This is a genomic window from Monashia sp. HAY1-2A (genome assembly GCF_056755315.1).
Window position 1 is genome coordinate 1 of the sequence record NZ_JBNDHY010000071.1, and the last position, 22,698, is coordinate 22,698.

Annotated in this window: 22 protein-coding genes; 6 read left to right on the top strand and 16 right to left on the bottom strand. The window is 74.4% G+C overall.

The features are described from left to right. Positions 1-466: 466 nt before the first annotated feature. Positions 467-1,228 (top strand): glycosyltransferase family 2 protein, encoded by a 762-nt coding sequence (locus ACPYOM_RS12085; RefSeq protein ID WP_481346140.1) that lies wholly within the window; start codon positions 467-469, stop codon positions 1,226-1,228. A 6-nt stretch (positions 1,229-1,234) separates the two neighbouring features. On the opposite strand, the gene ACPYOM_RS12090 is transcribed toward ACPYOM_RS12085, so the two are convergent. The 5 genes from ACPYOM_RS12090 to ACPYOM_RS12110 all read right to left on the bottom strand — a co-directional run bounded on the left by ACPYOM_RS12090 (position 1,235) and on the right by ACPYOM_RS12110 (position 5,826). Next, positions 1,235-2,125, bottom strand: a complete 891-nt coding sequence (locus ACPYOM_RS12090) for a PRC-barrel domain-containing protein (protein ID WP_481346141.1) — start codon at positions 2,123-2,125, stop codon at positions 1,235-1,237. A 7-nt stretch (positions 2,126-2,132) separates the two neighbouring features. Beyond that, positions 2,133-3,362, bottom strand: a complete 1,230-nt coding sequence (locus ACPYOM_RS12095; RefSeq protein WP_481338758.1) for an NRAMP family divalent metal transporter — start codon at positions 3,360-3,362, stop codon at positions 2,133-2,135. Beyond that, entirely contained in the window at positions 3,359-3,847 is a 489-nt protein-coding gene (locus ACPYOM_RS12100; protein WP_481346142.1) for a hypothetical protein, read from the bottom strand. The genes ACPYOM_RS12095 and ACPYOM_RS12100 overlap by 4 nt, the downstream gene beginning before the upstream one ends. Before the next feature lie 127 nt (positions 3,848-3,974). Continuing rightward, positions 3,975-4,541: a hemerythrin domain-containing protein gene (locus ACPYOM_RS12105; protein WP_481338762.1), complete on the bottom strand. Its 567-nt coding sequence runs from the start codon at positions 4,539-4,541 to the stop codon at positions 3,975-3,977. A 163-nt stretch (positions 4,542-4,704) separates the two neighbouring features. Beyond that, positions 4,705-5,826, bottom strand: coding sequence for a YihY/virulence factor BrkB family protein (locus ACPYOM_RS12110; protein ID WP_481346143.1), 1,122 nt, complete (start codon positions 5,824-5,826; stop codon positions 4,705-4,707). Between the two features lie 98 nt (positions 5,827-5,924). On the opposite strand from ACPYOM_RS12110, the gene ACPYOM_RS12115 reads away from it, so the two are divergent. Beyond that, on the top strand, positions 5,925-6,452 hold the full coding sequence (locus tag ACPYOM_RS12115; protein ID WP_481346144.1) for a CinA family protein: 528 nt from the start codon (positions 5,925-5,927) through the stop codon (positions 6,450-6,452). A gap of 10 nt (positions 6,453-6,462) precedes the next feature. Here the strand turns inward: ACPYOM_RS12115 and ACPYOM_RS12120 are convergent, their stop codons facing one another. The 6 genes from ACPYOM_RS12120 to ACPYOM_RS12145 form a co-directional block, all read right to left on the bottom strand. After that, the gene (locus ACPYOM_RS12120) at positions 6,463-6,915 is read right to left on the bottom strand and encodes an SRPBCC family protein (protein WP_481338768.1); all 453 of its coding nucleotides are present in this window, start codon (positions 6,913-6,915) and stop codon (positions 6,463-6,465) included. Continuing rightward, positions 6,912-8,519, bottom strand: coding sequence for a phytoene desaturase family protein (locus ACPYOM_RS12125; protein ID WP_481346145.1), 1,608 nt, complete (start codon positions 8,517-8,519; stop codon positions 6,912-6,914). Before ACPYOM_RS12125 ends, ACPYOM_RS12120 begins: the two co-directional genes overlap by 4 nt. A 95-nt stretch (positions 8,520-8,614) precedes the next feature. Then, positions 8,615-9,691: an NAD-dependent epimerase/dehydratase family protein gene (locus ACPYOM_RS12130; RefSeq protein WP_481346147.1), complete on the bottom strand. Its 1,077-nt coding sequence runs from the start codon at positions 9,689-9,691 to the stop codon at positions 8,615-8,617. Positions 9,692-9,731: 40 nt separating this feature from the next. Further along, entirely contained in the window at positions 9,732-10,214 is a 483-nt protein-coding gene (locus tag ACPYOM_RS12135; RefSeq protein WP_481338774.1) for a hypothetical protein, read from the bottom strand. Further along, a complete protein-coding gene (locus tag ACPYOM_RS12140) occupies positions 10,211-12,586 on the bottom strand; it encodes a molybdopterin oxidoreductase family protein (protein WP_481346148.1) in 2,376 nt (791 codons plus the stop codon). The genes ACPYOM_RS12135 and ACPYOM_RS12140 overlap by 4 nt, the downstream gene beginning before the upstream one ends. 75 nt (positions 12,587-12,661) lie before the next feature. After that, entirely contained in the window at positions 12,662-13,699 is a 1,038-nt protein-coding gene (locus ACPYOM_RS12145; RefSeq protein WP_481346149.1) for a glycosyltransferase family 2 protein, read from the bottom strand. 167 nt (positions 13,700-13,866) lie between these two features. On the opposite strand from ACPYOM_RS12145, the gene gntA reads away from it, so the two are divergent. Genes gntA through ACPYOM_RS12160 form a run of 3 tightly spaced genes read left to right on the top strand, consistent with a single transcriptional unit; the run spans position 13,867 to position 16,030 of the window. Continuing rightward, positions 13,867-14,637 (top strand): guanitoxin biosynthesis heme-dependent pre-guanitoxin N-hydroxylase GntA, encoded by a 771-nt coding sequence (gene gntA, locus ACPYOM_RS12150; protein ID WP_481346150.1) that lies wholly within the window; start codon positions 13,867-13,869, stop codon positions 14,635-14,637. Continuing rightward, entirely contained in the window at positions 14,634-15,302 is a 669-nt protein-coding gene (locus tag ACPYOM_RS12155; protein ID WP_481338782.1) for a DUF1989 domain-containing protein, read from the top strand. The genes gntA and ACPYOM_RS12155 overlap by 4 nt, the downstream gene beginning before the upstream one ends. Further along, positions 15,299-16,030, top strand: coding sequence for an alpha/beta fold hydrolase (locus ACPYOM_RS12160; RefSeq protein ID WP_481346151.1), 732 nt, complete (start codon positions 15,299-15,301; stop codon positions 16,028-16,030). The genes ACPYOM_RS12155 and ACPYOM_RS12160 overlap by 4 nt, the downstream gene beginning before the upstream one ends. Positions 16,031-16,400: 370 nt before the next feature. Here the strand turns inward: ACPYOM_RS12160 and ACPYOM_RS12165 are convergent, their stop codons facing one another. Further along, on the bottom strand, positions 16,401-17,831 hold the full coding sequence (locus ACPYOM_RS12165; protein ID WP_481346152.1) for an aminotransferase class I/II-fold pyridoxal phosphate-dependent enzyme: 1,431 nt from the start codon (positions 17,829-17,831) through the stop codon (positions 16,401-16,403). A gap of 113 nt (positions 17,832-17,944) precedes the next feature. Here ACPYOM_RS12165 and ACPYOM_RS12170 point away from each other — a divergent pair, with 113 nt between their 5' ends. Beyond that, positions 17,945-18,979, top strand: coding sequence for a UDP-glucuronic acid decarboxylase family protein (locus ACPYOM_RS12170; RefSeq protein WP_481346153.1), 1,035 nt, complete (start codon positions 17,945-17,947; stop codon positions 18,977-18,979). Here the strand turns inward: ACPYOM_RS12170 and ACPYOM_RS12175 are convergent. The 4 genes from ACPYOM_RS12175 to ACPYOM_RS12190 form a co-directional block, all read right to left on the bottom strand. After that, positions 18,937-19,929: a glycosyltransferase family 9 protein gene (locus tag ACPYOM_RS12175; RefSeq protein WP_481346154.1), complete on the bottom strand. Its 993-nt coding sequence runs from the start codon at positions 19,927-19,929 to the stop codon at positions 18,937-18,939. The genes ACPYOM_RS12170 and ACPYOM_RS12175 overlap by 43 nt on opposite strands. Then, on the bottom strand, positions 19,926-20,636 hold the full coding sequence (locus ACPYOM_RS12180) for an SDR family oxidoreductase (protein ID WP_481346155.1): 711 nt from the start codon (positions 20,634-20,636) through the stop codon (positions 19,926-19,928). The genes ACPYOM_RS12175 and ACPYOM_RS12180 overlap by 4 nt, the downstream gene beginning before the upstream one ends. Next, positions 20,633-22,084: a PfkB family carbohydrate kinase gene (locus tag ACPYOM_RS12185; RefSeq protein WP_481346156.1), complete on the bottom strand. Its 1,452-nt coding sequence runs from the start codon at positions 22,082-22,084 to the stop codon at positions 20,633-20,635. Before ACPYOM_RS12185 ends, ACPYOM_RS12180 begins: the two co-directional genes overlap by 4 nt. Continuing rightward, positions 22,081-22,698, bottom strand: a 618-nt coding sequence (locus ACPYOM_RS12190; RefSeq protein ID WP_481346157.1) for a D-sedoheptulose-7-phosphate isomerase, incomplete at its 5' end; no start/stop codon positions are given. The genes ACPYOM_RS12185 and ACPYOM_RS12190, both read right to left, overlap by 4 nt.

Consider the following 22,698-nt stretch of genomic DNA (forward strand, 5'->3'; position numbering starts at 1 on the left):
TGACGTAGCGCTCGGCCGGGGTGTCCCAGGGCCGGTGGGGGGTCAGCGTGTACGTCACTGCTCAGCGAGAGTGAGCACTGACGTAGCGCTCGGCCGGGGTGTCCCAGGGCCGGTGGGGGGTCAGCGTGTACGTCACTGCTCAGCGAGAGTGAGCAGTGACGTAGCGCTCCGGCCAGCTGCCCCGGTCCAGCCGGCCGCCCGTCCCTGCATCGAGGATCGGAGGTCGGGGTACACCGGCAGACGGCGGCGCCGTCCCGGTTCAGAAGCGCAGTCGGGACGGCGTCGTCCGCCCTGCGTCGCGCCCGTCGTGACGCAGGGCGGGCGAGGCGAGTCACGGACCGCTCCGCGGGGTAAGGGGTGCGCGACCGCCCGGTTGCGCCGACTCCGGGCGGCCCATGCACTCCCCCGCACTCCCCCGCCGACACCGGCATCGGGAACGATGCCACCGACCTGGAAGGAGCCGCTCGTGACGCGGACCGCCGCAGCGAGGCCCGATGCCGACGCCCTGACCCACGTGGCCGTCGTCGTCCCGGCCCGGAACGAGGAGCGCCTGCTCGGTACCTGCCTGTCCTCGGTCGTCCGGGCCACCGAGGCCCTCGGCCGGATTCGGCCCGACGTCTCCGTCGTGGTCGTCGTGGCGCTCGACGCCTGCACCGACCGCTCGGCCCGGGTGGCTGCCGGCTACCCCTCCGTCTCCGTCGTGACGACGAGTGGGGGCGTCGGGCGGGCCCGCGCCCTCGGGGTCGACCATGCGGTGCACCTGGCCCGTTGCCGGACGGCCGCACCCGGCGACCGGGTCTGGATCGCGTGCACCGATGCCGACAGCAGGGTGCCGGAGGACTGGCTGATCCTCCACGTGCAGCTCGCGGAGGCAGGCGCCGACGCCGTCGTGGGCCCCGTCGAACCCGAGAACGACCCCGAGCCGGCTGCCCTGTCCCGCTGGGTCCGGGCTCGTCACGAGGCCGGCGGCCACCAGCGCGTCCACGGCGCCAACCTGGGCGTGCGCCTGTCGACGTACCGGGCGGCCGGCGGCTTCCGCTCGCTGCTGGCCAACGAGGACGTGGCGCTCGTCGAGGCGGTGCGCCGGGTCGGTGGACGCGTCGAGGAGACTCCCGCCGGCGTCGTCACCTCCCTGCGCGACACGGCACGTGCCCCGGAGGGCTTCGGTCCCTACCTGCACGACCTCGGGCGGACGGCGAGCTGGGAGTCCATCGTCGACATCGGGTGACGCCGGTCACCACGCGATGTGCGGGTGCACGGTCCGGTCGGCGTCGGCGACCACGAGCCGGTCCCGGGGCCAACCGGCCACGCCTTCCACGGGGACCACGCGGTTCGCCCGCTGCCACCGACGCACGAGCGCGCCGACGATGGCCGGACCCTGGCGTGGGTCGTCCGTGTAGCCGAGCTGCGTGCCGCGACCGTGCGGGCCGACCTGCACCGCCACCACCTCGATCGGTACCTGGTGGGCACCGGCCGGTCGCCCCGCACCGTGCAGCTCGACGACCTGCCCCAGACGGCGACCATCCGACGAGAACACTTCACGACCGAGCACGGCACTGGCCAGCACGGCGTCCGGCGCCGGCCGCCACCCCGGCTCACCGGCTGCGGCAGGACCCGTGCGGTGCGGCGGCTCACCCGTTCGCGAGTCGCTGTCGACCCGGTTCTCGTCCCGTTCGTCGCCCCCGTCCGTCGCCCCCGGGAGGCGCCCCGTGAGGTACCGGCGCAGCCACAGCTCCAGGCCCTGCACCCCCGCGAGGGCGCGGGCCGCCTCGGCGTCCACCTCGATGGCCGAACCGATCCGCGTCACGTGCTCGATGGGGACGACGACCGGCTGCGGGTCCGGGTCCGGATGGAGCCGGCGCCAGACCGCCCCGACCCAGTCGCCGAGCAGGCCCGGGAGGCGCTCGGACAGAGCCCCCGGCCCGACGGCGAACCCGGTCACGTGCCAGCGTCCGTCGAGGCTGCCGAGCACGAGGTCGTCGACGTTGCCGAGCAGCTCACCCTCGGGACCGACGACCTGGTGGTCGAGCAGCCGGAGCACGAGGTCGACGCGTTCGGTGCCCTCGGGCAGGCGCAGACGCGTGTGGGAGCCTGCGGGGACGGGTGCGGGCGGCTGCGATGTCATGGCGTCCTCACTGCCCGGCCCGGGTGACGATCATCAGCGGGATCGCCGCCAGCGAGGCCACGACCACGATGACGAGGTAGATCGACCCCAGCGTGTTGGCCAGGCGCCCGTTGGCATACCGGCCCATGTAGGTGCGGTCGTTGGCCACGACGAGGATCGGCAGATAGGTCAGGGGCAGCGCCACCGCCGAGAAGACGACCGAGTACTCGGTCACCATGATCGGGTCGACCGTCGTCAGGAGCGTGCCCACCGCCACGATCGCCGACACCAGCAGGACGGTGTGGAAGCGCGAGGCCTGCATCGGTCGCACGTACTTGCCCCACTGCCACCCGAAGTACTGCGAGATGCTGTAGCCGACGGACAGGCCTGTCTCGCAGGCGGCCCCGAAGGTCGCGGCGAAGACGCCGAGCAGCACGAGCACGAGCCCCACCTGCCCGAGCGCCAGCGGCACAGGCAGCGTGACCTGCCCGAGCGTCGACAGCTCGATGCCCTCGGGAAGGTAGACGACCGCCGCCACGGCGGCGATGGCAAGCGAGATGAGCCCCCCGAGGGGGAAGCCGACGAAGACGTTGGCGCGCATCGTGGACAGGTCCTTGGGGGACCAGTGCTCCTCGACCCCGCCGGAGGAGAAGAAGAAGACCTCGTACGGCGTCATGGCCGCGCCGAAGAGCGCGATGGCGTAGTAGAAGTACGTCGTGTGGCTCTCGTCGTGCGGGACGAACGGTCGGGACGCCTGTCGCCACAGGTCTGCCCAGTCCGGGCCGAGCTGCCACAGCGCGACGGCGAAGACCACGAGCGCCAGGCCCGCGATTCCGAACGCGTTCTCGAGCACCGCGAACTTGACCCGCCAGAGGACGATCCAGACAGCGGCGCCCGCCACCGGGATCCACAGGTACGGGTGGATGTCCGAGGCCAGCTCGAGCGCGAGGGCCACGCCGCCGATCTCCGCGACGAAGGTCAGCAACGTCACGAGCATCGAGGCGACGAGGTTGAGCAGCCCCATCCGCGGTCCGAGCCGTTCGCGGACGAGGTCGAAGGTGGCGCGGCCGCTGACGGCCGCGACCCGCCCGCTCATCTCCGCGAAGACGCAGATCCCGAGGATCCCGACGACGACGACCCAGGCCAGGGACATGCCGTACCTGGAGCCCACGAGACCGTTGGTCACGAGGTCCCCGATGTCGACGAAACCGCCGATGGCCGTGAGGATCCCGAGCGTCAGGGCGAACAGCTTCTTCACGAGCCACTCCCCGTCAGATCGTCGGACTCCGTCTCGAGCGCGTCGGCCGCCTTGCGCAGCGTCGTGACGGCGTCCCGCATGCCGGGGCGGTCGTGTCGGCGCACCGCGATGCGCGCGTCGGTCAAGCCGTCCGACGCGTCCTGCAGCAGCGACGTCACGCGGTCGCGCAGCTTGTCATCGGACGGGGACGGCGCGTCCACCGCGCCGAAGCTGTCCTGGACCGGTCCGAGGGCCTGCTCCGACGCGCTGACGACGGTGTCGAGGTAGGCCTGGCTGACCCGGCCCTGCAGGGCCGCCTCCAGCGCGATGGCGGCCGTGCGCGTCTCACCCGTCGCGGAGTCGAGCGCGTGCACGGCGTTCTCCTCGTAGGCACCCGAGTCGAAGGCCGGCGCGACGCACGAGGACACGGTCAGCGTCAGCAGGGCGCCGGCGATGGCGGCCCGGCCGGGGCTCACCGCTGCGCGCGAGCGCCGCCTGTCGCCCACGGCTACCGCCGGGTCCCGAGGACGCGGACGGCCAGCACGAGCAGCATGGCCCCGAACAGCAGCCAGCCGAAGCCGAGGGCGAACCCGTCCGTCATGCGACCACCTCCACCGTAGCGACCAGCAGCGTTCAGCCCTCGGACTCCTCCTCCTCGGCCTTGGCCTTGAGCTCGCTGGCGATCTCGTCCTTGCCCATGGCGCCGCGGCCCTCGAGGTCGGCGTTGGCGGCCTGCTGGCGGCGCTCCTGCAGGGTGATGTCGTCCGGACCGGCGCCGAGGTGCTCGGCGCGACTGGCGAGGAAGGCGTCGGCCAGCTCGGCACGGCGGGTGTCGTCCAGGCCCGAGCGCATCGCCGGCAGCACCGACTCCTCCTCCTCCTCGACGTGGTGGGTCACCGCGTCGACGAGCTCCGACAGGACCGCGTCGAAGTCGCTCGAGGCGGGGTCGGTCTCCTGCAGGCGCGCGAGCAGCTCGTCAGCCTCGGCGTGCTCGGCCTGGGAGTGGGCGACGTCGTCGGCCGCCCCCGCCTCGTCTCGGGCGACCGGGTAGACCTCGGCCTCCTCGGCGCGGCTGTGGGCGGTGAGGAGGGTGACCAGCAGGGGCACGTTCTGTGCCCGGGTGCCCGGGTCGCGGAGCAGGTCGAAGAGTCGCTCCACCTCGCGGTGGTCGTTCATGATCACGTCGACGACGTCGGGCACGGCATCTCCTCGTGGAGTCGTTCGGGCGGCTCGCGTACCGGCGCGGCCGCGGGTCACCTGTCTCCTACCCGGCACACCCGCACGCAAAACGGGCTCACCGCGCTCGGACCGGCCTCGGCGGCGGGAAACACCCCTCCTGTGGCGCGCGGGACGCTCTCGGCCGTCAGGCCCGGTCGTCGGCAGGACCGCGGTCCGCCCCGTCCGTCGAGGGCAGGTCCGCGCGGTAGCGCACCGCTCGTTCGGCCTGGGCGCGCTCCTCGTCGTCCATGGCGCGCGTGTCCCGGGGTTCGGCGAAGGGCTCGACGTGCTCGGGCAGGCCGCCGGCGATGGCCCGGCCCCGGTCGAGCTCGGCGTTGATCTCCGCGCCGAGCAGGAGCGCGATGTTCGTCAGCCAGAGCCACACGAGGAAGATGACGACGCCCGCGAGCGACCCGTAGGTCTTGTTGTACGAGGCGAAGAACGCGACGTAGAGGGCGAAGAGGGCGGAGGCGACGACCCAGATGACCACGGCGATGATGCCGCCGGGACTCACCCAGCGGACGCCGCCCTGGCGCGCGTTCGGGCTGGCCCAGAAGAGCACGGCGAGGAGCACCGAGAGGATGACGAGCAGGACCGGCCACTTGAGGATGTTCCACAGCAGCACGGCCGTGTCACCGGCACCGACGAGGTCGCCGACCTGGTGGGCCACCGGCCCGGAGACGACGACGATGACGGCCGAGACGACGAGGACGACGACGGCCAGCACGGTGACGCCGATGCGGATCGGCACGGTCTTCCAGATCGGGCGGCCCTCGGGCACGTCGTAGACGACGTTCGAGGCTCGCATGAACGCCGCGACGTAGCCGGAGGCTGACCACAGGGCCACGAGGATGCCGAGGACGGCACCGAGCCCCGCCCCGGTGCGGTTGGCCTGCGCCTGGTGGACGAGCTGCGCGACGAACTGGGCGCTCGAGCCCGGCGCGAGCGTCTGTGTCTGGGCGATGACGCGCTCGGTGACGCCCGGGCCGGCCAGCCCCAGCCCGGCGACGAGCACGACGAGTGCCGGCGCCAGCGAGAGCAGCCCGTAGTAGGTCAGGGCGGCGGCGAGGTCGGTGAGCCGGTCGCGCCGGAACTCGCGACGCGCCCGCACGAGGACGGCGCGGAGCGACTCCCTCGACAGGTCGGTGGGTGCGTCCGGTTCCTCGCGACGGTCCGCCGGCACGCGGTGCCGTCCCCCCGAGGCCGTGGGACGTGCGGAGCCCGAGGTGGTGGCCGTCGGTGAGGTGGTGCTGTCCTGGGGTGCCATGCCTCCCGCGTACCCGGCCGGCCGGGGCCCGGTGCACGATCCGGTGAAACGGCTGCCCGACCCCGCTGCCGGAACCCCGCGGCGGGTAGGACGTGGACGTGACCGCGACCGACCCGAAGACGCTGCCCCCCGACGACACGGACGCCGCCGACCTGGCCGAGCAGGTGGCCGACGTGGTGCGCCGCCGGGGCTGGACCGCGGCCGCAGCCGAGTCCCTGACCGGTGGCCAGGTCGCCGGGCGGCTCGCGGCGGCTCCCGACTCCGGAGACTGGTTCCGCGGCGGTGTCGTCGCGTACGCGACGCAGGTGAAGCACGAGGTCCTCGGCGTGCCCGATGGTCCGGTCATCAGCGGGGAGTGCGCCCGTGCGATGGCCACCGGAGTGCGCGACCTGCTCGGTGCCGACACGTCCGTGGCGACGACGGGCGTGGGCGGACCGGATGACCAGGAGGGCCAGCCGCCGGGCACGGTGTGGTTCGGCGTCGCCGGCCCGGACGGGCAGGTTCGCACCGAGCTGTGGCACGTGCCGGGTGACCCGGCGCAGGTCGTCGAACGGTCGACGCGACGCGCGCTGCGCCTCCTGCTCGACGTCGCGTCCGACGGAGAGGGCAGCGGCGGGGGGGCGTAGGCCGAGCGGGTCAGCGGGCGTACGGGCTCTGCCGCGCCCGTTCGACGAGGAGCGCCAGGCGGGCAAGCGCCTCCCGGTTGCGCAGGTCGAGCACGGGGTCGACGAGCACCTTGGGCAGGAACGTCACCAGGCCCCTCGTCGGGTGCTCCTCCATCGTGACGAGCGTGCCCTCCCCCTCCGGCTCGAGCGTGATGAGCACCCGGCCCTCACCGGACGGCCAGGCCCGGACCGTCAGCTCGAGCAGGCGCGGGCGCTCGCACCGACGGACCGTGGTGACGTCGTCGATGAGCACCGGCCAGGAGCCGACCGAGTGGTGGATCTCCGAGCCTGGTTCCGGCCACGTCTTCGTCACGTCACGGATGCGGGAGGCCCCGACGACCCACTGGCTGTAGTTCCAGCCGTGGGACAGCACGTCGAAGACGTCGTCGGGTGGCCGGGCGATGACGCGGCTCGTGGTGCTCATGGTCGCCTCCAGGGGGCTCGGATGCGGTCGTGCCAGAGGGCGGCGCGTGCGGCGTTGGCCCCGCAGGCGCCGTGGACGCCTCCACCGGGGTGCGCCGACGCGGAGCCGAGGAACAGGCCCGCCACGGGCGTCTCGGCGCGGCCGGAACCCGCCACGGGGCGGAAGACGAGCTGCTGGTGCAGGGAGGCGGTTCCGCCGTTGAGCGCACCCCCGGCGAGGTTGCGGTTGCGCGACTCCAGCTCGTGGGGGCCGAGAACACGCCGGGCACGGATCCGGCTGCGGAAGCCCGGCGCCCGCTCCTCGAGGCGTGCCTCGACGCGCTCGGCGAAGACCTCGAGGTCGGCGTCGTCCCAGACGCCGCGCACGGGCGAGGCGCCGGACCCGGACGCGGCGTCGCCGTGGGTCCGTTGCGGAACATGGGTGTAGGCCCACAGCGACTCGGCTCCCGCGGGGGCGCGGGTGGGGTCGGTCGTCGCCATCTGGCCCACGAGGAGGAACGGCCGGTCCGGGACGAGGCCGGCGCTGATCTGCGCGCCGGTCAGCGTGATCTCGTCGAGCGAGTCCGCGAGGTGCACCGTGCCCGGCGCCACCGCGGGCGCCCCCCGCCACGGGACCGGACCGTCGAGCGCCCAGTCGACCTTGACGGTCGAGGGGTCCCACGTGAACCCGGCCATCCGGCGCCGCAGCCGGGCCGGCAGGTCGTCCCAGGCGACGAGCCCGCCGTAGAGGGCGGGGGCCGACACGTCGGCGACGACCGCGCGTCGCGCGGCCAGCTCACGCGAGCCCGTCCGCACGGCGACGGCGCGCCCGCCCTCGACCCTGATGCTCTCGGCGCGCTCCCCGAGGCAGACGGTGCCGCCGCGCGACTCCAGCCGGCGCACCATGGCCGCCGAGAGCTGCCCGGCTCCGCCCTCCGGGACCGGGAACCCCACCGTCTGGCCGAGGAGGACGAGCAGCAGGCCCATCGTTCCCGACCCCGGGGACTCCATCCCGATGTCGGCATGGGTGGCGTTGCCGGCGACGAGGAGGCTGGCGGCCTCGCCACGGAACAGCTGCTCGGTCAGGGCGCGAGCGGGCATGAGCAGCCGGCGGAACAGCTCGAACCCGCCGTTGCGGAGGGCGCGGGCGCCGAAGCCGAGTCCTCCGCGGACCGGGGGGAACGGCGTCATGAGCGACCGCACGAGGTCCTCGCCGACGCGGTCCCACGTGCGGCACAGCTCGAGCCAGGCGTCCCCGTCACCGGGTGCGTCCTCCTCGAGTGCGGCGGCTGTCTGCTCACGGTCGCGGTACAGCACGGCCCAGCGGCCGTCCGGGAAGGAGTGGCCGACGACGGACGGCGCGTGGACCCACTGCAACCCGTGCTGCTCGAGCTCGAGACCGCGGATCGTCGGCGAACCGACTGCGAGCGGGTAGAACGAGCTGAACGTGTCGTGGACGTAGCCGGGGGCGACGGTGTCGTCGCTGCGGACGGCACCGCCGGGTGTGTCCTGCTCCTCGAGCACGACGACGGACCAGCCCGCGTCGGCGAGCAGGTTGGCAGCCACGAGCCCGTTGGGGCCGCTGCCGATGACGACGGCGTCGGTCGCCGCCACGGTCGTCGTCACGCGCTCTCCTCTCGTCGCCTTGCCTCGCCTCTACCCGTCACGGCCGCGACGAAAACGTCGCCACCGACGCGCAGGCGCCGACGCGCAGGCGCCGGTCAGGTGAGCGCGCGCCGCGAGACCGGGCCGTTCACGAGCCCGCGTCGCACGCCGTCCAGGACGCTCCTGGGGCGCAGGGCACCGGAGCGGCAGCCGCCGGCGCCGTCGGCCATCCCCCGGAGCAGCTCGCCGAGGACGTCGACGCCGGAGTGCAGCGGCCGCCAGCCCAGCGCATCGCGCGCCCGGCGGGTGTCGACCCACGGCGCCTGCAGCGCCATGTCGACCCAGCCGGGGTCGAGAGGGTGCAGGTGCGCGTGCCACGCCGCGGCGACGGCCGAGCGGGCGACCTCCTGCCTGACCCGCACGGGCCGGGCCCGCAGCGCGGCCGCGACGTCCGCTCCGCGCACGAGCCCGTCTGCGGCGAGGTTGTAGGACCCGTGGGCGCGCTGCTCGACGACGCGCAACACGGCGTCGGCGACGTCGTCGGCATGCACCATCTGCAGGCCGAACCGCTCGTCCACGGGCACCACGGGAACGTGCCGCAGCAGCCCGCCGGGCAGCCACGCCGGCGCACCGCATCGCAGCATCGGACCACCGGCGTCGTACTGGCCCACGAGGCACGGCCGCAGGACGGCGACGCGACCGGCAGCGTGCCACTGACCGGTCCGCGTCGCGAGGGCGCGCTCGGCCTCGACCTTGAGCCGGCTGTAGGTCGCGCCGGGGATGCCGTCGCGGGGCCAGTCCTCGTCGACGAGCTCCTCGGTGCGCCGTGGGGAGTAGGCCGCGACCGACGACACGTGCACGAACCGGGCGGCGCTGTGCGCCAAGGTGGTCCGCGCCACGAGGTCGAGCACGCCGACGCAGGCGCGCGCGAGGTAGCGCGGGCGTCGCATCGGCTGGAAGGCCCAGGCGAGGTGCACGACCGCGTCGGCGTCGGCCACGACGGAGCGCAGGAGCGGCTCGCACTGCGGGTGGTCGAGGTCGGCCGTCTCCCAGGTGACCGGTGGCGTCGCCGCCGTCGTCCGGGCCGGTGGACGACGCGCCAGACCCACGACGTCGTGGCCGCGGCCCTGCAGCGCGCGCACGACGGCGCTGCCGATGTTGCCGGTGGCCCCCGTGACGACGACCCGGCTCACGGCTGCTGCCGCACCCGGGCCTCGTGCGGCACCGAGGCGCTCATACGACCAGCGCCTGGGTGGAGCACTCCTTGATCTTGGCGTTGGCCCACTGCGCCTGGCGCTTGGCCTCGGCACCGCAACGTGCCGCCAGCTCCATGAGGCCGTCGTGCACGATCGCCTGGGCGGCCTGGCCGATCATCTCCCAGTCGGCGAGGACGCCCGACGCGCGGAGGTACACGTCGCGCAGGTCGCGGACCATGACCAGCTCGGTGGCCGACGAGCGTCCGGCCCGCGCGGACATCCAACGCCTGGCCTGGTCCACGATGGTCGGCGTCCCGTCCGGTGCCGGGTCCAGGTTCTCGCCGAACTCCTCTGCGGCCGTGGCGATCTGACGGACGTGGCGGCTGGACCACTCCGCGAGGTCACGCGCGACGTGGTAGACCTCGTGGTCCACACGGTGCTCGTCGGACAGGCGCAGCAGGGCGCGGACCAGCTCGTTCTCGTCGTGGTGCAGGTCCTTCAGGACCGTCCCGATCCTCATAGGACCACTCCTTCCCTCGCGGCGTGGCCCGCCGCGGCCGCCTCACCCTCGACCCTGCTGACCACGCACGCCGCCGTCTTGAACAGGGGCTGCTTGGACGCCGGGTCCCAGTCGGTGCGCGTGAGCTCGTTGGCCGCCCGGCCGTGCTCCCCGGGCCGCCACCCCTCGGGCGTGTCCCAGTACCCGTAGTGGAAGGGCAGGAAGACGACGCCCGGACGGATGCCGCCCACCCTGGCCCGTGCCAGCACCGCTCCGCGCGCGGTGCGGACCTCCGCGAGGTCACCGTCGGCCACACCGAGCGCCGACGCGTCGACGTCGGACAGCTCGACCCACACCTCGGGCGCGGCCGCCTGGAGCTCGGGGGCCCGGGCGGTCCGCGTCCGCGTGTGGAAGTGGTAGACCGTGCGCCCCGTGATGAGCTGGAGCGGGTGGTCCTCGTCCGGCATCTCGTGCGGCGGGCGGTACTCGGCCGCCTTGACGACGGCCCGGCCGTACGGGTTGAGGGCCCGGTACTCCTGGGCCTCCATCGGCGCCCCCGTCTCGAGGTCGCGGCCGTAGGACTCGCACTCGTCCGGGCCGGCCCAGAAGACGCCGCCGGCGTACAGTCGCTCGGTCCCGCCGGGGCTCTCCTCCGTGCACGGCCACTGGATGCCACCACCGCGGAGCCGCTCGTAGGTCAGGGCGCTGTAGTCGCACGGACGGCCGCGGCTGCACTCACGCCACGCGTCGAACGCCTCCTCCGGTGTCCGGAACGTGACGAGGGGCCCACCGTCCTTGTCCTCCAACCCCATCCGCGTCGCGAAGTCGACGAAGATGTCGAGGTCCGGCCGCGCCTCGCCCGGCGGCTCGACGGCCTTCTCGGACAGGTGCACGGTCCGGTCGGCGTTCGTGAAGGTGCCGGTCTTCTCCCCCGACGCCGCCGCGGGCAGCACGACGTCGGCCAGCTGGGCGGTCTCGCTGAGGAAGATGTCCTGGACGACGAGGAACAGCCGCTCCTGGGACAGGATCGAGCGCATCCGGTCGAGCTCGGGCATCGAGACGACCGGGTTGGTGCCCGACACCCAAAGCAGGCGGATCGACCCGTCCTCGACGTACCGCATGATCTGCATCGCGTGGGTCGGCGGGGTGGCGTGCGGGATCTTCTTCGGCTCGAGGTTCCACACGCGGGCCAGGTCGGCGACGTGGTCCGGGTTGCTCCAGTTGCGGAAGCCGGCCATGTCGCCGTCGGCACCGCACTCGCGGGTGTTCTCGGCCGTCGGCTGTCCGTTCATCTGCAGGATGCCGCATCCCGGACGACCGAGCATCCCGCGCAGCAGGTGCACGTTGTTGACCTGCACCGCCGCCGCGGTGGCCTGGTGCGACTGGTAGAAGCCCTGAAGCACCGTCGACAGCAGCGCCTCGGCCTCGCCGAGCAGCCGGGCCGCCGCCCTGATGTCCTCGGCGGGCACGTCGCAGATCGTGCTGACGACGTCCGGCGAGTAGCGCTCGACCGTCGTGGCGAGGTCCTCGTAGCCGACCGTGTGCGCCGCGACCCACGCCTCGTCGACGTACCCCTGCTCGATGATCTCGTGGAGCAGCGCGTTCATCAGCGCGACGTTGGTGCCCGGGCGCGGGGCCAGGTGGACCGTCGCGGCCTGCGCCACCGGTGTGCGCCGCGGGTCCACGCAGAGGAGCCTCGGCGGGTCGTCGCCGGCGAGCCGGTCGAGGATGCGCATCCACAGCACGGTCTGCGTCTCGGCGACGTTGTGCCCGAAGAGCGCGATCGTGTCGGCGTGGTCGACGTCGGTGTAGGACCCGGGCTGCCCGTCGCAGCCGAAGGACTCCTTGAGCGCCTCCGCGGCGGTGGCCGTGCACAGGCGGGTGTTGCCGTCGACGTGGTTGGTGCGGATGCCTCCGTGCGCGACGAGCGCCAGCGCGTAGTACTCCTCGAGGTAGAGCTGCCCGGTCGTGTAGAAGCCGATGGCGCTCGGTCCCTGCTCGTCGAGCAGCTCGCGCGTCCGGCCCACGACGGCCTCCATCGCCTCGTCCCACGAGCACTCGACGAGGCGTCCGTCGCGGCGCAGGAGCGGACGCGTCAGGCGGTCCGGGGACTGGATGGCCTGCCAGCCGTACAGGTCCTTGGGCCCGAGCCGTCCGCGGTTGACGCGGTCGTCGGCCCGGCCGCGGACGCCGACGACGGCGCCCGCGCGCACGGCCAGGTCGAAGGCGTCACCGTTGGAGTGCAGCGTCGACGCCGTGCGCACCCAGCGCTCGACGTCCTGCTCCTGCACGCCGTCGGCCAGGTGCGTGTCGACCCGCTCCGGCCAGCGGCCACCGCGCGGGTACGGTGTCCGTTCCCCCCAGACGTCGGTGATGCGGTCCTGGGCAGGCATGTCGTCCTCCTCGGGAGCTCGGGCCGTCGGCGAGCGGCAGGGCGCGGGCCCGGCGGCCCATCCGTCGCGGGCCCCCTACCCACCCGCGGTCGTGGCGATCACCCGGGCCTCCGCGGCGCGCTCGGTCAACCGGCGCAGCGAGTGTGCCGCGGTGGGCAGCCGGCGTCCGTGGTACCGGACGCCGCCCCGGACCCTGGTGCCGACGGCGAGCCAGACGCACACGCCGCGCTCGAGCAGCCAGAGCGGGGCGGCGAGCGGGACGAGCGCCGGCACGTGGTGACGCCCGATGCGGCGGCGCCCGACCTCGGCGAGGACGACGGAGGCCAGGGCGCCGAGGAGCAGGGGGCGACGTCCGCGTCGTGCCCCCACGACGACGGCCGGCAGCACGAGGAGCTCTGCCGCGAGGCGTCCGGGCTGGGCGAGGTCGTCATAGGCCTGGCGCACCCGCTGGGCCCGGAAGTGTGCCGCCGTCGGCGGCAGCCGCCGGACGACGATGTCGGTGGCCGACCTGGTGCGGGCCCCGTGGGCCTGCATCGTGCGCCAGAGCTCGAGGTTCTCGAAGAGCACCTCGGGGCTCCACCCACCGGCTGCGAGGACCGTCGAGCGGCGCAGTCCGAAGACCCCGGGCCAGTCGTCGGCCAGGGCGGTGTTGAGCAGCGTGCGCGCGCCGTCCCAGCAGGCGTGCCACGGCCACCGGTCGAAGACGTTGACCGGCTTGACGAGGTCGCAGTCCTCGAGCCGGTGCGCCAGCGCGGCGAGGTCGTCCACGGTGAGGCGGACGTCGTCGTCGGCGATGACCACGCGCTCGCAGCGGGCCATCCGGATGCCGGTCATGGCGCCGAGGACCTTGCCGTTGACCGGCCGGTCCGCGGCGGACCCCGGCTCCCCGGCGGGGACGGGACGCCACGCCTCCGCCGGTTCGGGACGGACGTGGCGCACCCCACTCGGCCAGGTCGCGCGATGGCGCCGGAACTGCTCCGGCCCGCTGCCGTCGACGACGGTGACGTGGGGGGTCGCCGTGAGCAGCGACGCGAGGTAGGCACCCATCTCGGTCGCCCGGCGCAGGCCGGGACGACCGCCGTCCGGCCAGCGCAGCGGGACGACCACCTCCACGTCGACAGGCCCCGTCGGGTGGCCTCCACGCCCGTCCACGACCGCCGCACTACCCCGGCGCCGGGGACCGAAACGGTCCGGGCGACAGCCCTCTCCGGCCGGCGCCGCGTCTGCGGACCCCGTCTGCGGGTACGTCCCCGCCACACGCCCGACCGAGAGGAGGCCCCATGACGACGACCCACCCGCCACCATCCGGTGTCCCCTCCGGAGGCGATCTGGAGGCGACGCTGGCCGCGCTCGCCGACCTGGACCTGCGACGCCGGCCCGGGCGCGACGTGCGACGCGCCGTCGAGCAGATGGTCACCCACGCCGAGTACCCCTGTCTCGGAGCGAAGTCGGTGTTCCGCCGACGGGGCATGCTGCACCTCGTCCTCGACGACATGGACGAGCCCGAGACGGCCGACGTCCTGCTGCGACACCTCGAGGTCTTCGCCGACGACGAGGTGCCCACCGACGGCTTCCACTCCTTCATCGCCTCGTTCCGGGCTCCCGTGCACCGCGACGAGGCAGCGTTCGAGCGATCCCTGTTCGGACTGCTCCAGCGCCTGCACGACGCCGACGACGCGCCGTGGGCCGACGGCGTCGGCTCCGATCCCGCCGACCCGCACTTCGCCTTCAGCGTCCGTGGGACGGCCTACTTCGTCGTCGGGCTGCACCCCGCAGCCTCCCGCGTGGCCCGGCGTGCGCCCCTGCCCACGGTCGTGTTCAACCCGCACGAGCAGTTCGAGCAGCTGCGCGACGAGGGCCGGTACGAGGGGATGCGCTCGCGGATCCGCGCCCGGGACGAGACACTGCAGGGCAGCATCAACCCCATGGTCGCCGACCACGGCGAGTCCAGCGAGGCCCGACAGTACTCGGGGCGGTTCCATGGCCCCGGGTGGGTCCCGCCACTCGACGTCCGGCTCGCCGAGACCCACGAGGAGGACACCGCTTCATGACCGAGAGCGCCACCAGCACCAGCAGCAGCCGAGCACCTGGGATCGCCTCTGCCGCAGACGGATTCGAGCGCCTAGATCCGCAGACCGGGGTCGCCTTCCTGCTGCCCGCCGGCGCCCGTCTCACCGTCGCGGACCCTGTCGGCGAGCAGGTGAGCGACTTCTTCTGCGTCATGGCCGACACCCTCGGCGAGTGGTTCTCCTCCGGCCGCACCATCGACTACGCCAACTCGGTCGCGGTGACGACGGGCACCGTCCTCTACAGCAACCGCAGCCGACCGATGGCCGTGGTCGAGGAGGACACGTGCGGGCGGCACGACATCCTCCTGACGCCGTGCTCGCAGCAGACCTTCGACATCCTCTACCCCGACCTGCAGGGCGCCTCCCACCCGAGCTGTTTCGAGAACCTCGCGACGTCGATGGCGGCCTTCGGGGTCAGGCCCGACACGATCTCCACGACGCTCAACATCTTCATGAACGTGTGGACCGAACGCGACGGCACGCTGCACATCGACCCACCCACCTCGCGCCCCGGCGACCGGATCACGCTGCGGGCGGAGGCCGACCTCGTCGTCGGTCTCACGGCGTGCTCCGCCGAGAAGTCGAACAACGGCACGTGCAAGCCCATCGACTTCCGCGTGGTGCTGGCCGGCTCCGACGCGGCGTGACGCCACCGCCGCCCCCGCTCGAGGGCACGGCGTGCGGACCGCTCGTCGTCGTCGTGCCCGGGCTCGGGCTGACCCACTACGTGCGTCGGCTCCTTCGCGAGGTCGAACGACGTGGTGCATCCGCCGTCGTCCTCGACCTGCCCGGCTACGGCTCGCCGGGTCCGCGCACGACGGCCCCCGACGTCCGGGACGTGGGGCGCGCCGCCGCCTCCTGGCTCGTGCACCACGGGACCGCCCGACCCGTCGTCCTCGTCGGACACTCGACGGGCGCGCAGGCCGCGCTCGTGGCGGGGCTCGAGGTACAGGCGTCACGCGACGACGTCACCGTCGTGCTCGCCGGGCCGACGTTCGCGCCGGGACAACGCACCCTGCCGGGCGTGCTCGCCCGTGTCCCCCTCGCCTACCGCCACGACGGGCCGTGGCAGCTGGACCCCCGTGAGCTGCTGCGCGCCGGGCCGCGTGACCTCCTCGCACTCGTGCGCTCGGGGCAGCGGGACCGGCCGGAGGACGGTGTCGCCGGCCTCCGCCTGCCGCTCGTGCTCACCGCGGGGCGGCACGACGCGTTCGCGCCCGTCGAGTGGCTCGAGCTGCTGCGCGGGCGCGCGGTCCGCTCCCCCGACGTCAGGGTCCGCGTCCTGGGCGGGTCGCACAACAACCCGTGGACGCATGCCGCCGAGCTCGCGACGCTGCTCCTGGGCGGCGTCGCGCACGCCGGCCCCCCGATGTGAGGAGGCGCCGCCGCCCCTGCTGGTTGAAGGGCGACGGCGCCGGTCGGAAGGTCGGTGCGGGCTCCGTGCGCGGCACACACGCCGCGACGCCGGGCAGGCGCGGCCGCAGCGGGCGCGGCGTGACGCAGGCGGCTGCCACGATGTCGGCGACGCCCCTGCTGGGACCCGGCAGGGGCGTCGACGCAGGCCCGGGGCCGCTCGAGGGTCGAAGCCCCGCGTCACGTCGGGCCGCCTGAGGCGAGGGCATGGGTCCTCCTGTCGCTGGAGAGGGCCCCCCGGCCCTCCCCTCACAGGACCGTTACCCCACTCCGAGCCCACGAGACGACGCGAACCGCCGTGGCGGGTCCGCTGAGGGTCTACGCGCGACCGGTCATTCGCGGACGACGCGGAACGTCGCCAGCTCGGGGTCCGACGCGTCCGGGATCGTCGCGCCGGCCGCCTTGGCCGCCCGCAGGTAGGTGACGACCGGTTCGGTCCAGCGCTCGCCCGGCAGGACCGTCGGCACACCGGGCGGGTAGGGGCTGACCATCTCGGCACTGACGCGTCCGGCCGGGTCGGACACCTGCTCGGTCTCGGCGAAGAAGGCGTCACGGGGGCTCATGACCTGCTCGAGCTGCAGCTGCTCCAGCGGCGGGATCTGCGGGGCAGGCGCCTGCCCGACCGGCGGGTCGGCGGCCAGCGCCTCCATCGCCGAGACGAGCCGGTCCGCCGCCGCCTGGTCGTCGGCGTAGGTGAGCGAGAAGACGAGCCGGCGCGCGTCGCCCAGCTGTGCCGCGATCTGTCGCTCCTCCCGCAGCCACGTCTTGGCGGTGTAGCCGGTGATGCCGAGGCCGCTGACGTCGACGCAGAGCTTGAGCGGGTCCCACTCGTGGACGCCCTCGACCTCCAGGAGGCGCTCGTCGTCGACCCGCAGCCCGTCGACCTTCCCGAGCCGACGGCGCAGCTCGGAGGCCAGCTGCAGCGCGCCGTCGATGAGCTCCTTGCCCTCGAGGGCCAGGTGGCGGCGCCACCCGTCGATGGAGCCGTAGACGAGTGCCGAGGGGCTCGTCGTGGTGATGAGGTCGAGCCGCAGGCGCAGGTCGACCGGGTCGACGATGTCGCCGCCGACGAGGATCATCGACGCCTGGCACAGCCCGCCGTCGGCCTTGTGGAGGCTCTGGACGGACAGGTCCGCGCCGGCCTTGACCGCAGCGGTCGGCGGGTCCGGGTGGAACCCGAAGTGCCCGCCCCAGGCCTCGTCGACCATGAGGGGGATGCCGCGCTCGTGGCACAGGTCGGCGACGCCCGCGACGTCGGCCCCGGTGCCGTACTCGGTGGGGGTGATGAGCAGCACCGCCGTGGCCTCGGGGTGGTCCCGCAGGGCCCGTTCCACGGCGGCCGTCGTGGCGGGGTGGGCCACCTGCCGCTCCTCGTCCCAGGCCGGCTCGAGCCACACCGGGTTCGCGCCGGACAGGATGAGCGAGGCGACGACGGACTTGTGGACGTTGCGGTCGACGACGACCGTGCGGCCCGGACCGGTGATGGTCAGCAGCCCGACGTGGATCGAGATGCTCGAGCCGCACGTCGTGAAGACGGCCTGCCTGGCCCCGACGGCCGCGGCGTAGAGCTCCTCGGCCTCCCCCACGGAGGACTTGGCCATGATGACGTCCGCGCCGAACGTGTCACGTGACAGGACGCGGGCCGTGCCCTCGTCGACGCCCGCCCCGAACCGGTGGCCCGGCAGGGAGAAGGTGTACGTGTCGATGGCGCGGAGGTGCTCGATCGTCTCGAGCACCGGGGCCCTGGTCTGGTCGACGTCCATGTCGTAGCCCTACCCCCAGGCAGCCCGCTCCACTCGGGTGCCACCACGCACGAACGCGCGAGGGCCCGCGGTCCGAAGCGTTTGGTGGCGGACCGGCCGGGTACCCCGCCGCCGTGGACCACGACCCGGACCGGACGCCCGCGAGGACCGGCGCGCGGCGCGCCGTCGTCACGGGCGGGGCCGGCTTCCTCGGCGGGTGGCTCTGTCGCCGCCTGCTCGGTCGGGGCTGGGAGGTCGTCGCTGTCGACAACCTCCTGACCGGCTCGCGCTCGGTCGTCGAGGAGCTGTCCGCGCACGAGGGGTTCACGTTCCTCGACGCCGACGTCACGCACGTCCTCGACGTACCGGGCGACGTGGACCTCGTCATGCACCTGGCCTCCCCCGCCTCCCCGGTGCACTACGCCGCGCTGCCCGTCGAGACGATGCTCGTCGGGAGCCAGGGCACCATGCACGCCCTCGACCTGGCGCAGGCCCGCGGGGCGCGTTTCGTCCTCGCGTCGACGTCGGAGGTGTACGGCGACCCACTCGTGCACCCGCAGCCGGAGACGTACTGGGGCAACGTCAACCCCATCGGTCCACGCAGCGTCTACGACGAGTCCAAGCGGTTCGCCGAGGCGCTCACGACGGCCTACCGCACGAGTCGCGGCGTCGACACCGCCATCGCGCGCATCTTCAACACCTACGGGCCGGGGATGCGCACCGACGACGGGCGGATGATCCCCTCGTTCACGACCCAGGCGCTGCGCGGCGAGCCGATCACCGTGGCCGGCGACGGCAGCCAGACGAGGTCGCTGTGCTACGTCACGGACACGACCGACGGCCTGTGCGCGCTTGCCGAGAGCGACCATCCCGGACCGGTCAACCTCGGCGGGCAGGACGAGGTGACGGTCCTCGAGCTCGCCGAGACGGTGCGCCGCTTGACGGGTTCCCGCTCGCGCATCCGGTTCGTGGACCTGCCCGAGGACGACCCTCGGGTGCGACGGCCCGACACCTCACGGGCCGAGCAGCTGCTCGGCTGGCGTCCGACCGTCGGCATCGAGGAGGGCCTGCGCCGCACCATCGACTGGTTCCGGGACCGCCTGCGGGTCGAGACCCACCCGCCGGCTCACCACCTCCGCAGTGTGGCGGCACCCCACGTGGGATCCTGAGCACCGGTGTCCTGCAGGCGATCCCGCACGGCGTCGATGACGTCGGCGACGTCGGTGGCCACCAACGCGGCATCGAGCTCGGTCCCGTGAGGGTCTCCTCGGCCACCACGCGCCTCCCGCGTGCTGCCGCGCCACACGACGGTGTGCGGGCCTGCGGCGGGTGGCCCCCACAGGGCCGGCGCCACCGGGCCGAAGACGACGACGGACGGCGTGCGGTGCGCCGAGGCCAGGTGGGCGACGCCGGTGTCGCCGCAGACCACGAGCTCGGCGCCGGCGACGAGTGCCGACAGGGCCGGTAGGTCCGTGCGCCCCGCCAGCACGCAGCTGCCCGGCAGGCCGGCCGCCTCGGCGACCTCACGGGCGAGCGCGACCTCCTCGGCGGAGCCCGTGACGACGACGTCGTGTCCCTCCGTGCGGAGCCAGTCCGCTACGGCCGCAAAGCGTTCCGCGGGCCAGCGGCGAGACGGGTAGGCCGCGCCCGGGTGGACGACGACCACCCCGGGGGCCGGGTTGGCGACGTCCGCCGGCGGCAGGTGCAGCTCGTCCGGGTCCGCCGGCCAGCCCGCGTCGGCGACGAGGCGGCACCACCGGCGGACCTCGTGCTCGTCGTCGACCCAGGCCGGGCCGTCGACCCTCACCTCTGCGCAGGCATACGCGACGAGCCGGCCGGGCCCCAGCGACGCGAGCAGGCGATGGCTCTGCGGACCCGAGCCGTGGAGGTCGACGGCCACCTCGGGCGCCGGACCCTGCCACGCGAGGGGTCCGAGACCCTCGGTGGGCAGGACCCGGTCGACGAGCCCACCACCGGTGACGAGCGCCCCGATGCCCGCAGGTGCCGCGAGGACGAGCTCGTGGTCGGGCAGCCCCCGCCGCACCGCCCGGAGGGCCGGCACCGCGGTCAGCACGTCGCCGAGACCGAGGGCGCGCAGGACCAGCGCCCGCGGTGTCACGGCCAGGAGCCCTCGACCGACGGCGTGACGACGAGCTCGCGCACCTCGCAGCCACGTGGCTGGCGCAACGCGAACAGCACGGTGGCGGCGACGTCCTCGGGCCGGTTGAGCTTGGCGTCGGGGGCCGGACGGTACTGCTCGGGCCGGCCGTCGAAGAAGGCGGTGTGCATGCCTCCGGGCACCAGCGTCGTGACCCCGATCCGTCCCTGCGTCTCGACCGCGAGGGCGCGGGAGAAGCCGATGACGCCGAACTTGGAGGCGCAGTAGGCGGTCGCGTCGCTGAGCACCCGCAGGCCCAGCGTCGAGGCGACGGTGACGACGCGTCCCCCGCGCTCGAGCAGGGACGGGAGCGCGGCGCGGACGACGGCGGCCGTGCCGATGAGGTTGACGTGGACGACCCGGTCCCAGTCGGCCCCGTCCACCTCGTCGAACCGCCCGCACGCGTCCGTGCCGGCACACGTCACGACCGCATCCACGCCGCCGGCGCGGTCCACGAGCCGGCGCACGGCCGCCTCGGCGGCGCGCGCGTCGGCGAGGTCGACGACCTCGAGGTCCGAGTCGGGGACGCCGACCACGTCGGCGTCGGGGGCACGCCGGTCCAGCACGAGCGGCCTCCCGCCCTCCGCCGCCACGGCGCGGGCGACGGCGGCGCCCAGGCCCGAGGCGGCGCCGGTGACGAGGACGGTCCCGGGTGTCGAGGTCGTCATGTGTCTGTCCCTTCGTCGGTTCCAACGGTCTTTGCGGCCGCGGCGGCGCTCGCTCCCACGGCGTGGTGGGAGCCGGACCGGCCGGCCGCCGCCTCGACGAGGGCCGTCGTCGAACGGCCCTCGACGTACGGCAGGACGACCGCCTGCCCGTCCCACTCCTCGAGGACGGCGAGCTCGGGCACGTCCGCACCCGCGTAGTCGCCGCCCTTGGTCCAGATGTCCGGGCGGAGGCGGCGCAGGACCTCGACCGGGGTGTCCTCGTCGAACAGCACCACCTCGTCGACGAACTCGAGTGCCAGGAGCACCTGCGCCCGGTCGCTCGCGGGCACGATCGGACGACCGGACCCCTTGAGCCGGCGCACCGACGCGTCCGAGTTGAGGCACACGACGAGCCGGTCGCCGAGGGCCCGGGCCGCGCGCAGCGTCTCGACGTGGCCGGCGTGCAGCAGGTCGAAGCAGCCGCCGGTGGCCACGACCACCGGGCGGCGGGTGGTCGCGGGTCCTCCTCCGGTCTCCGGCACCGACCACCGGGAGCGTCCGGCGTCGGCGTCGAGCGCGGCGGGCCCACCGGCGGCGACGAACTCCGCGGCCCGACGGACGCCGTCGCCCACGGCCTCCGCGATGACCCGGCCCTCCCCCAGCGCCAGCGCAGCCGACACCGCGAGCCGGTCGCCGGCCCCGCACGGGTCGATGCACCGGACGTCGGGGGCCGGCACGAGCACGGGCGTGCCCGCGCCGTAGGTCAGCAGGGCTCCGCGGTCCCCCAGCGTCACGGCGACGGCCCGCGCCCGCCACACGCGGGCCAGGGCCTCGGCACGGCGCCGGATGCTGACGAGCGAGTGCCGGGGCCCCTCGACCTCGAACCCCCGCCGGGCGGCCAGCACGGCCGCCTCGTCCTCGTTGGGGGTGACGAGGCGCGCGCCCCGGACCGGCTCACCGCCGCGCGGGTGGGGGTCCCACGTGACGGGCACGTCCCCGGCGGCCGAACCGAGCGCGTCCCTCAGGCCCTCGGCCTCGACGGTGCCCCGACCGTAGTCCGCGACGAGGACGGCGCCCGCCCCACGGACCGCGTCCAGCGCGCGCGCCGGCGCCGGGCCCACCCCGCCGGGCGGCCCACCGGTGTCGAGGCGCACCAGGGACTGACCCTCCGCGCGCACGCGTCGCTTGACCGGGGTCGCACCCCGCGCGGGGAGGGCGATGACCTCGACGCCGTGCAGCAGCTCGCGCACGCGGGCCGCGGACGCGTCGTCGCCGAGCGCGCTCACCAGGACGACGTCCGCACCGTCCGCGCGGGCCAGCGCCGCCGCCATCCCCGCACCCCCGGGCCGCGCCCGTTCGACGAGCTCGTCGAGGACGGGCACCGGGGCGTCCGGACACAGCCGGTCGGCGCGACCGTCGAGGTCGACGTCGAGCAGGGCGTCACCGACGACGACGAGCGGACCCTTCATGCCGGCCTCCGCACGGCAGGCACGTCCTCGGTCGTGCGCGCCGGGTGCACGCCGAGCGCGCGGTCGAGGCCGGCGCAGAGGATGTGCACGGCGACGAGGTGCAGCTCCTGGACGGTGGCGGTGTACTCGGCGTCGACGGCGAGCGCCTCGTGGGCGACCGCGGCGAGGGGGTTGGGCGCCGGACCCGTCAGGGCCCAGACGGTGGCGCCGCACTCGCGGCCACGACGCGCGGCCTCGACGACGTTCGGGCTGCGGCCGCTCGTGGAGAGCAGGACGAGCACGTCACCCTCCCGGGCGTGGGCCTCGACCTGCCGCGCGAACAGCTCCTCGCCCGGGTAGTCGTTGCAGATCGCCGTGAGGCTCGACGTCTCGGCGCTCAGGCAGATGGCCGAGAAGGGCCGCCGGTCGAGGCGGTACCTGCCGACGAGCTCGGCGGTGAGGTGCTGCGCCTGGGCGGCGCTGCCGCCGTTGCCGGCGGCCAGCAACCGACCTCCGCGGTCGAGGACGGTCGCGAGCGTGCGTCCCCACCGGTCGGCGAGGTCGACGCACGGCTCGAAGGCGCGGGCCGCGGTGACGAGGGCGTCGAGGTGGGCGTGGTCGCACGGCGTGACGGA

What these genes read in the sequence shown, in the direction of transcription:
- ACPYOM_RS12090 (WP_481346141.1), bottom strand. Translation starts at nt 2,125, where the DNA reads ATGACATCGCAGCCGCCCGCACCCGTCCCCGCAGGCTCCCACACGCGT.
- ACPYOM_RS12110 (WP_481346143.1), bottom strand. Translation starts at nt 5,826, where the DNA reads ATGGCACCCCAGGACAGCACCACCTCACCGACGGCCACCACCTCGGGC.
- ACPYOM_RS12120 (WP_481338768.1), bottom strand. Translation starts at nt 6,915, where the DNA reads ATGAGCACCACGAGCCGCGTCATCGCCCGGCCACCCGACGACGTCTTC.
- ACPYOM_RS12135 (WP_481338774.1), bottom strand. Translation starts at nt 10,214, where the DNA reads ATGAGGATCGGGACGGTCCTGAAGGACCTGCACCACGACGAGAACGAG.
- ACPYOM_RS12140 (WP_481346148.1), bottom strand. Translation starts at nt 12,586, where the DNA reads ATGCCTGCCCAGGACCGCATCACCGACGTCTGGGGGGAACGGACACCG.
- gntA (WP_481346150.1), top strand. Translation starts at nt 13,867, where the DNA reads ATGACGACGACCCACCCGCCACCATCCGGTGTCCCCTCCGGAGGCGAT.
- ACPYOM_RS12155 (WP_481338782.1), top strand. Translation starts at nt 14,634, where the DNA reads ATGACCGAGAGCGCCACCAGCACCAGCAGCAGCCGAGCACCTGGGATC.
- ACPYOM_RS12165 (WP_481346152.1), bottom strand. Translation starts at nt 17,831, where the DNA reads ATGGACGTCGACCAGACCAGGGCCCCGGTGCTCGAGACGATCGAGCAC.
- ACPYOM_RS12180 (WP_481346155.1), bottom strand. Translation starts at nt 20,636, where the DNA reads ATGACGACCTCGACACCCGGGACCGTCCTCGTCACCGGCGCCGCCTCG.
- ACPYOM_RS12185 (WP_481346156.1), bottom strand. Translation starts at nt 22,084, where the DNA reads ATGAAGGGTCCGCTCGTCGTCGTCGGTGACGCCCTGCTCGACGTCGAC.